This window comes from Sporosarcina limicola (assembly GCF_014873855.1).
GTDB lineage: Bacteria > Bacillota > Bacilli > Bacillales_A > Planococcaceae > Sporosarcina > Sporosarcina limicola.
The window spans coordinates 64,580-67,594 of record NZ_JADBEL010000012.1 but is presented as its reverse complement, the minus strand read 5'-3'; the positions used below and the strand labels follow the sequence as shown (position 1 = coordinate 67,594).

At 46.8% G+C, this 3,015-nt stretch carries 4 protein-coding genes; all 4 read right to left on the bottom strand.

The genetic code is table 11. The features are described from left to right. Nucleotides 1-151: 151 nt before the first annotated feature. From H4683_RS11675 to liaF, 4 genes are read right to left on the bottom strand one after another with little or no spacing between them, the layout of a single operon-like run. Entirely contained in the window at nt 152-307 is a 156-nt protein-coding gene (locus tag H4683_RS11675; protein WP_192599017.1) for a hypothetical protein, read from the bottom strand. Nucleotides 308-352: 45 nt separating this feature from the next. Continuing rightward, nucleotides 353-985, bottom strand: coding sequence for a response regulator (locus tag H4683_RS11670; protein WP_192599016.1), 633 nt, complete (start codon nt 983-985; stop codon nt 353-355). Beyond that, the gene (locus tag H4683_RS11665) at nt 960-2,006 is read right to left on the bottom strand and encodes a sensor histidine kinase (RefSeq protein ID WP_192599015.1); all 1,047 of its coding nucleotides are present in this window, start codon (nt 2,004-2,006) and stop codon (nt 960-962) included. Before H4683_RS11665 ends, H4683_RS11670 begins: the two co-directional genes overlap by 26 nt. Beyond that, nucleotides 2,003-2,704: a cell wall-active antibiotics response protein LiaF gene (liaF, locus tag H4683_RS11660; RefSeq protein WP_192599014.1), complete on the bottom strand. Its 702-nt coding sequence runs from the start codon at nt 2,702-2,704 to the stop codon at nt 2,003-2,005. Before liaF ends, H4683_RS11665 begins: the two co-directional genes overlap by 4 nt. Nucleotides 2,705-3,015: the final 311 nt, after the last annotated feature.

The following is a 3,015-nucleotide window of genomic DNA, read 5'->3' as shown; positions in this document are numbered from 1 at the left end:
ATTAAAACTGTAATGGCTCGTGCGAACTGTCATGGCAATCCGTAAAACTGTAATGGCTCGTGCGAACTGTCATGGCAATCCGTAAAACTGTAATGGCTTGTGCGAACTGTCATGGCAAATCCGCAAACTGTAAGGGGAATGCTGCGAACTGTCATGGCAATCCGTAAAACTGTAATGGCTCGTGCGAACTGTCATGGCAATCCGTAAAACTGTAATGGCTCGTGCGAACTGTCATGGCAATCCGTAAAACTGTAATGGCAAATCCTAAAACTGTAACCCCTCGCCAAACCCACAAAAAAGCGCCCAAAATCGCATCCCTCCGATTTCAGACGTCATCCCTCCTATCAAACACTCACTTAACCAACCCATTATGAAACGCATAAATAACCGCCTGCGTTCGATCCTGCACTTCTAACTTCGACAGCAAATTGCTCACATGTGTCTTCACTGTCTTTAATGCGATGAACAAGTCGTCCGCGATTTCCTGATTCGTTTTACCTTTCGCAAGTAGCAATAAAACCTCAGATTCTCGCTCCGTTAAGTCATCATGCAACGACCGTTCATTGCCCGCGCGCATTTTTTGCATCATTTTCGTCGTCACTTCAGGCTCCAACACCGTTTGACCTTTCAAGGTTTCACGAATCGCCTCCGCAATCCGCTTCGCATTCGATGTCTTCAATATGTAACTGATGGCACCCGCCTCAAGCGCGGGATAGACTTTATCATCGTCCAAAAAGCTTGTAACAATGACAATTTTCGCTTCCGGCCACTCTTTGATGATGGCCGCAGTTGCTTCGGCGCCATTCATTTCCGGCATGACCATATCCATCAAAATGATATCGGGACGCAACACCAGCGCCTTATCGACCGCCTCGCGTCCATTCACTGCTTCACCGATAACCTCCATATCTTGCTGTATTTGCAAGTAGGCCGATACGCCAATGCGCACCATTTCATGATCATCCACTAGTAGTATCTTGATCATTCGGATCCTCCTCTTTCCGCGTAGGCAATTTCACTTCGACAATCGTTCCTTGCGACGGTACTGAAACAATTTTGCAAGAACCGCCGATTTCAATCGCGCGTTCTTTGACGTTCTGCAATCCATAGGAACCGCCTTTGCCGTCATTTTCCCTAAAACCAATACCGTTATCTTGTACACGGAAAATTGCAAGGCCATCCCGTTCGACGAATAACACATTAACTTCCGTCGCTTGGGCGTGGCGGAGTGTATTCGACAATGTCTCTTGCGCGATGCGGAATAAATGATCTTCCGCTCCCTTCGACAGCTCCACTTCCTCAAGACGAAAGCGGATATCGAAGGTTACTTTCTCTTTTAATTCCACTAGCAGTTCTTCGAGACCTTCCGCAAGTGATTTATTGTTTAGTGCAGCTGGTCGCAAATGCAGGAGCAATGCCCGCATTTCTAGCTGGGCTTGCTGTACCATCCGTTCGACTAGACGCAATGGTTTTTGTGCCTCGCTGTCGCCACCCTGTTCCGTAATGGCGGATAACAACATGGATGCGGCAAACAGTTGTTGGGAAACGGAATCATGCAATTCGCGTGCAAGCCGTTGCCGTTCTTGCACAATGCGTTCCTGAATGAGCTTGTCTTGCGCCTCCGCTCGCTCGTCAGTAATGCGTTGCAAGCTTTTCCGCTGCGTGACGATGACATCGGAAACGGTATCGATTGCTCGATCCACCCGGGGAGAGAACCTTTTATTTGAATCGCCAATTTTCTCTGAATCCATCAAATCGGTCAATCTTTGCTCAATCGCTTTCTCTTTCGAACGTCCGAGGGAGGCCGTCCAAATAGCGATTCCCCAACCAAGTATGAGCGACGTGTTTAAAATCAAAATGCCGAGAGGGACATCTGCAAATTTTAACTTGTAAAATGCAAACCAACTTTCCTTCAAAGGAAGATTGAGAAGACAATAGATGTAAATCGCTGCTATTCCAATGAAAAGAAACGACAGAAATAACCCACGTCCGATGATTGCTTTCATTTTCTCGTCACCTCGATATCTCCGAACCATGTCGACAATGTAATAATCAGTTCCGCGTGTCCAACTTGTTGCCCCTCATAACTATCTTTCATATGAAGTGTTTCATTGATTAACTTTTTCCGGTGGACGTCGAAAATCCGTGCATCCCCAAGGAGTGTTGTGTAATGGATGCGTACAGGAATTTCATAGGGCAAATCGATTTTGATTTTCCCGAGGCCTTGTCGAACCGAAATAAAAGAAGTCCCTTTCGGTAACACCGTATCCGTCACATCGATGTGAATGTCCCCGAAAAATCCCTGAACGTGGATGTCTTCCCATTCATATGAGGTAAACGGGGAGGACTGGATGGTAAACAGCTTGTTTTTCCATATTCCATTCGGTGTTTCCTTTTGGAATTCCTTGAGCGGACGCATAATTTCCCCTGAAGGGACGCCCTTCCATAACTTAACAAGGACATACAAGAGAATCGTGAAAATAAGGAGACGTAAACTCCATAATGTAAGAAGCGCCATTACGATGAAAAATAGACCAATCACAAACGTCCACTTGGAGCGTTTACGTGACCCGTAATAAAGAAGTCCGGCACCAAGAAGGACGAACACGGTATTGCCGTTATGGAAAAATGTCGCTTCAATAAAAATGAGGAGCAGAAATGCGAATCCCCAAAATGTGATTTTGCTCGTGTCAATATGCTTCATTTATGGTGTTCCCCTTTCTTGAAGTCGGGTTTTGAAAAGAAATAAGGAAGGCGGATTTAGACGCCTCCCTCCTTTAGTATAGTTTACACAATTTCCGGTTCTTTTGCGGGATTTTTTTCGATGATAAGGTTTCCCGCACCCCCCGCCTTTTCCGAGTGTCTAGGCTCCGGGATGCCAGAAGCTCGGGTCATAAGTCAGCTTGGCTGTGCGGCAAAGGAACGCCGCTTCGCCAATCTGCCTTATGCCTGTCGCGTCTGAGCGGCACCCTCCGCCTTTTCCGAGTGTCTAGGCTCCGGGATGCCAGAAGCTCG

What these genes read in the sequence shown, in the direction of transcription:
- H4683_RS11670 (WP_192599016.1), bottom strand. Translation starts at nt 985, where the DNA reads ATGATCAAGATACTACTAGTGGATGATCATGAAATGGTGCGCATTGGC.
- H4683_RS11665 (WP_192599015.1), bottom strand. Translation starts at nt 2,006, where the DNA reads ATGAAAGCAATCATCGGACGTGGGTTATTTCTGTCGTTTCTTTTCATT.
- liaF (WP_192599014.1), bottom strand. Translation starts at nt 2,704, where the DNA reads ATGAAGCATATTGACACGAGCAAAATCACATTTTGGGGATTCGCATTT.